The 5,146-nt window shown below is 71.3% G+C and carries 6 protein-coding genes; 2 read left to right on the forward strand and 4 right to left on the reverse strand.

Annotated elements, in window-relative coordinates; genetic code table 11:
* Positions 1-307: 307 nt before the first annotated feature.
* The 3 genes from NCC78_RS27285 to thyX are packed head-to-tail and all read right to left on the reverse strand — an operon-like array spanning position 308 to position 3,765.
* The gene (locus tag NCC78_RS27285; RefSeq protein WP_250798053.1) at positions 308-1,996 is read right to left on the reverse strand and encodes a ribonuclease J; all 1,689 of its coding nucleotides are present in this window, start codon (positions 1,994-1,996) and stop codon (positions 308-310) included.
* Positions 1,997-2,048: 52 nt separating this feature from the next.
* Entirely contained in the window at positions 2,049-2,975 is a 927-nt protein-coding gene (dapA, locus tag NCC78_RS27290; protein WP_250798054.1) for a 4-hydroxy-tetrahydrodipicolinate synthase, read from the reverse strand.
* Between the two features lie 46 nt (positions 2,976-3,021).
* Positions 3,022-3,765 (reverse strand): FAD-dependent thymidylate synthase, encoded by a 744-nt coding sequence (gene thyX, locus NCC78_RS27295; protein ID WP_250798057.1) that lies wholly within the window; start codon positions 3,763-3,765, stop codon positions 3,022-3,024.
* A gap of 177 nt (positions 3,766-3,942) precedes the next feature.
* Here thyX and NCC78_RS27300 point away from each other — a divergent pair, with 177 nt between their 5' ends.
* Positions 3,943-4,194, forward strand: a complete 252-nt coding sequence (locus NCC78_RS27300; RefSeq protein WP_284706358.1) for a type II toxin-antitoxin system Phd/YefM family antitoxin — start codon at positions 3,943-3,945, stop codon at positions 4,192-4,194.
* Between the two features lie 5 nt (positions 4,195-4,199).
* The gene (locus NCC78_RS27305; RefSeq protein ID WP_372495214.1) at positions 4,200-4,469 is read left to right on the forward strand and encodes a Txe/YoeB family addiction module toxin; all 270 of its coding nucleotides are present in this window, start codon (positions 4,200-4,202) and stop codon (positions 4,467-4,469) included.
* 29 nt (positions 4,470-4,498) lie between these two features.
* Here the strand turns inward: NCC78_RS27305 and NCC78_RS27310 are convergent, their stop codons facing one another.
* Positions 4,499-5,089: a DUF2752 domain-containing protein gene (locus NCC78_RS27310; RefSeq protein ID WP_250798056.1), complete on the reverse strand. Its 591-nt coding sequence runs from the start codon at positions 5,087-5,089 to the stop codon at positions 4,499-4,501.
* Positions 5,090-5,146: the final 57 nt, after the last annotated feature.

Genomic DNA, 5,146 nt, shown 5'->3' on the forward strand with positions numbered 1-5,146 from the left:
CGCCCGGCGCGGCGGCCGGTGGCGCGGCGCCCTCCCCGGCGAACGAGGGCAGGGTCACCGCCGCCGCCGCGCCCACCGCCGCCACCATCACGCCGATGGCTGTCATCCGTCTGCGGTCCATCCGCCACGCTCCTCCCGGCCGGCGCGGTCACGCCTGCCGCGTCGGAGTACGGGAGGGGCCGCCGGACGGTTGAACGATCGACGAAAAACAATTCCACCGGGCTCCGTTGAACCGGCGCCGCGGCTGCTCCGTGCACGGCGACGCCCGCCGGCACACGGGGTGCGGGCGGGCGTCGGAACGCGCCGGTCAGACCTCGACGACGGTCGGGACGATCATGGGCCGACGCCGGTACGCGTCGTTGACCCACCGCCCCACGGTGCGCCGGACGATCTGCTGGAGCTGGTGCGGGTCGGTGATGCCGTCCGCCGCGGCGCGGTTGAGCGCCTCGGTGACCAGCGGGATCACGGGGTTGAACGCCTCCGGGTCCTCGGAGAAGCCCTTCGCCGACAGGGTCGGGCCGGCGACCACCTTGCCGGTGACCGAGTCGACCACGACGGTGGTGGCGATGAAGCCGCCGTCGCCGAGGATCCGCCGCTCGGTGAGCAGCGACTCGCTCACGTCGCCGACGGCGAGGCCGTCGACGTAGACGTACCGGCTCTTGACGTGCCCGACCAGGCTGGCCCGCCCCTCGACCAGGTCCACCACGTCGCCGTCCTCGCAGAGCACCACCCTGTCCGCGGCGACCCCGGACTCGATGCCGAGCCGGGCGTGCGCGCGCAGGTGCCGCCACTCGCCGTGCACCGGCATCAGGTTGCTGGGACGGACCACGTTGAGCAGGTAGAGCAGCTCACCGGCGGGCGCGTGGCCGGAGACGTGCACCTTGGCCACGTCCTTGTGCACGACCACGGCGCCGGCCCGGGCCAGCCGGTTGATCACCCGGTAGACCGAGGTCTCGTTGCCGGGCACCAGCGAGCTGGCCAGCACCACGGTGTCGCCCGGGGCGATGGTGATGTGCCGGTGGTCGCCGCTGGCCATCCGGCCGAGGGCGCTCATCGGCTCGCCCTGGGAGCCGGTGGACATCAGCACGATCTGCTCGGGCGGAAGCGTGGTCGCCTCCTCGATCCCGATGACCAGGCCGGCCGGGATGTTGAGCAGGCCCAGGTCCCGGGCGATGCCCATGTTGCGGACCATCGACCGGCCGATCAGCGCCACCTTGCGGCCGTGCTCGGCGGCGGAGTCGAAGACCTGCTGCACGCGGTGCACGTGCGAGGCGAACGAGGCGACGATGATCCGCCCCTTGGCCTTGGCGAAGATCGAGTCGAGCACCGGCCCGATCTCCCGCTCCGGGGTGACGAAGCCGGGGATCTCCGCGTTGGTGGAGTCCGACAGCAGCAGGTCCACACCCTCGGCGCCGAGCCGGGCGAACCCGGCCAGGTCGGTGATCCGGCCGTCCAGCGGCACCTGGTCCATCTTGAAGTCGCCAGTGTGCAGCACCAGGCCGGCCGGGGTGCGGATGGCCACCGCGAGGGCGTCCGGGATCGAGTGGTTGACCGCGAAGAACTCGCACTCGAACGGGCCCAGCCGCTCCCGGCCACCCTCCCGCACGGTCAGCGTGTACGGCTGGATCCGCCGCTCGGCCAGCTTCGCCTCGACCAGCCCCAGGGTGAACTGGGAGCCGACGAGTGGGATGTCCGGTTTATGGGCGAGCAGGTAGGGCACCGCGCCGATGTGGTCCTCGTGACCGTGGGTGAGCACGATCGCCTGGACGTCGCCGAGCCGATCCAGGATCGGGGCGAAGTCGGGCAGGATCAGGTCCACGCCGGGCTGTTCGACGTCGGGGAAGAGCACCCCGCAGTCCACGATCAGCAGCTTGCCGTCGTACTCGAAGACGGTCATGTTCCGACCGATGGCGCCGAGCCCGCCGAGCGGGATGATCCGCAGGCCACCCTCCGGCAGCGGCGGGGGCAGTTCACCCTCGAAGTGCGCCTCGGTCACTCGTTCACCTCATTCTGCGACGCCGTAACCCGGCGTCCATCGCGTCGTTCGATCATTGGGGCAGCTCCATGCCCGCCGCGGCGAAGTCCGCGCGCAGCTGGGCGATCTCGTCGGTGGTGGCGTCCACCAGGGGCGGTCGCACCGGTCCGGCCGGCAGACCCGAGGCGGCCAGGCCCGCCTTCACCAGGATCACGCCCTGGGTACGGAAGATGCCGGTGAACAGCGGCAGCAGCCGCCGGTGCAGGCTCAGCGCGGTGGCCATGTCCCCCGCGTCGTACGCCTCGATCATCTGCCGGGTCAGCGCGCCGGTGAAGTGCGTCGAGGTGCCGACCACCCCGACGCTGCCCACGGCCAGCGCGGGCAGGGTGAGGGAGTCCTCGCCGCTGTAGAAGGAGAGGCCGGTCCGGCTGGTCACCCAACTGGTGGCGGTCAGGTCGCCCTTGGCGTCCTTCACCGCCACGATCCGGCCGTGCTCGGCGAGGCGCACCAGCGTCTCGGTGTCGATCGGCACGCCGGAGCGGTGCGGGATGTCGTAGAGCATCACCGGCAGGCTGGTGGCGTCCGCGACGGCGGTGAAGTGGCGCAGCAGGCCGCTCTGCGGCGGCTTGTTGTAGTAGGGGGTGACCACGAGCAAACCGTGCGCGCCAGCCTTCTCGGCGGCGGCGGCCAGCTCGATGGTGTGCCGGGTGTCGTTCGTGCCCACCCCGGCGACGACCTTGGCGCGGTCGCCGACGGCCTCCACGACGGCCCGGATCAGTCGTTCCTTCTCCGCGTCGGTGGTGGTCGGCGACTCGCCGGTGGTGCCGTTGACCACCAGCGCGTCGTTGCCCTGGTCGTCGACCAGGTGGTTCGCCAACCGCGCGGCACCGTCGAGGTCGAGCGAGCCGTCGGCGGTGAACGGGCTCACCATGGCCGTGAGCACTCGCCCGAACGGACGGGACACCGCCGGGGCTGGGGTGTCAAGGTGGTCGTGCGTCATGCCACCAACCTAGCGGACGACCACGGGCAGCCTGCCGGGGAAGGGCTCAGGACAGCTCGGCGTGCGGGCTCGCCGCCACCTCGGTGCCGTCGGGCAGGGTCGAGATGACGAAGTCGGCGAAGACGTTCGGCGCGACCCCCTGGAGCTGCCGCAGGCACTCCACCGCCAACTCGCGGATCTCCACGTCGGCGTGCTCAGTGGCGCGCATGGCGATGAAGTGCCGCCACGCCCGGTAGTTGCCGGTGACCACGATCCGAGTCTCGGTGGCGTTGGGCAGCACCGCGCGGGCCGCCTGGCGGGCCTGCTTGCGCCGCAGCGTGGCGTTCTCCACGTCGGCGAAGCGCCGCTCCAGCCCCTCCAGCAACTCGTTGTACGCGCGCACGCTCGCCTCGGCGGCCTCGACGAACTTCTTGTGCAGCTCCGGGTCGTCGGCGATCACCGACGGCTCGACCATCGCGGCGTCCCGCTCCGGGACGTAGCGCTGGGAGAGCTGGGAGTACGAGAAGTGCCGGTGCCGGATCAGCTCGTGGGTGAACGAGCGGGACACCCCGCTGAAGTAGAAGCTCACCGACCCGTGCTCCAGCACCGACAGGTGCCCGACCTCGAGGATGTGGGCCAGGTAGCCGGCGTTCGTGGCGGTGGCCGGGTTGGGCTTCTTCCAGCTCTGGTAGCAGGCCCGGCCGGCGAACTCGGCGAGCGCCTGGCCGCCGTCGGCGTCGGTCGACCACGGCACGTCGTCCGGGGCCTGGAACTGGGTCCACGCGATCAGCTTGACCTGGGGCTGCACCATCTCCGGCATTCCGGGGACTGTAGTGGGCAGCGCTGCTCACGCTCAAGCCCGGCTCGCCCGATGCAACACCGGTCACTGCTGGTCGGGTCCGCCGCACGAGCGGGGTCGACGGCGACGCCGCCGCCGCGAACGGTACCGTTTCTTGTACCACTCGCGCCTGAATCCGGGAGCCTGCCGATGTCCGCCATCTCCGCGTCCGAAGCGCGCAAGCGCCTCTTCCCGCTGATCGAACAGGTCAACCAGGATCACGCACCGATCGAGATCGTCTCCAAGCACGGCAATGCCGTGCTGGTGTCCAAGGAAGACTGGGACTCCATGACCGAGACGGCCTACCTGCTGCGATCACCGGCCAATGCCGCCTGGCTGGCGCAGGGCATGGCCGAGTTCCGCGACGGGCAAGCCGTCGAGCGGGAGCTCGACCCGTCGTGAAGATCATGTTCGTCAGCACGGGCTGGCGCGACTACATGTTCTGGCAGAACACCGACCGCACAGTGGTCAAGAAGATCAATAGGCTGATCGAGGACATCAGCCGGGGCGATCCCCATCAGGGCATCGGCAAGCCGGAACCACTGAAGTACCACCTGGTCGGGGCCTGGTCACGACGGATCACGGACGAGCACCGGCTGGTCTACGTGACCACCGTCGGCAAGGACGACGAGGACGTGCTGACGGCGATCAGCTGCCGATACCACTACGAGAAGTAGTTCCGGACCACCCGGTCACCGAGCGCCGGTCAAACGTAGAGCGCGGTGAACGGGGCCCAGGGCAGGTTGCGCAGCACTGAGAAGGCGAACCAGGCCGCCAGGAAGCCGCCGATCACCTTGGAGCTCAGCCGCAGCTCCGGCAGCCGCCAGCCGAACGCCTGCCGGCCCGCCCAGGCGACGAAGAGGTAGGCCAGGAACGGCAGCGCGAAGACGAAAAGGAAGTGGTGCCGGGCGGCGGCCGGCAGGTCGGCGTGCAGCACGTACCAGAGCGCGCGGGTGCCGCCGCAGCCCGGGCAGTCCAGCCCCGTGGTCAGCTTGAGCAGGCAGGTCGGGGCGGCGTCCGGGGCCGCGCGGGTGGGGTCGCTGAGCAGCGCGTAGCCCATGCCAGCGGCGACGCAGCCGAGCGCGGCCAGTGGCACCGCCCACCGCGGCGAGCGGTCGTAGAGCCGGACGACGAAGCGGGTGAGCCGGTCGGGCTCGGCGACCGGGTAGGGCGTCGGCTGCCCCACCGGGTAAGGCGTCGGCTGCGCCGCCGGCCAGGCCTGCTCCGGGGCGTCGGCACCCGCGGCGGGCGGGTGCGGCTGGGGGGCCGGTCCGTCAACGCTCGTCACGCCGCTCACGGTACACCGGCCACACCCGCCAGCGCGGCGGCGAGCGGGGCGGCGAGGTCGCCGGCG

It is taken from the genome of Micromonospora phytophila (assembly GCF_023656545.1).
GTDB lineage: Bacteria > Actinomycetota > Actinomycetes > Mycobacteriales > Micromonosporaceae > Micromonospora > Micromonospora phytophila.

Excerpts from the sequence above, each read along its gene's own strand:
- thyX (WP_250798057.1), bottom strand. The coding sequence starts at position 3,765 with ATGGTGCAGCCCCAGGTCAAGCTGATCGCGTGGACCCAGTTCCAGGCC.
- dapA (WP_250798054.1), bottom strand. The coding sequence starts at position 2,975 with ATGACGCACGACCACCTTGACACCCCAGCCCCGGCGGTGTCCCGTCCG.
- NCC78_RS27300 (WP_284706358.1), top strand. The coding sequence starts at position 3,943 with ATGTCCGCCATCTCCGCGTCCGAAGCGCGCAAGCGCCTCTTCCCGCTG.
- NCC78_RS27305 (WP_372495214.1), top strand. The coding sequence starts at position 4,200 with ATGTTCGTCAGCACGGGCTGGCGCGACTACATGTTCTGGCAGAACACC.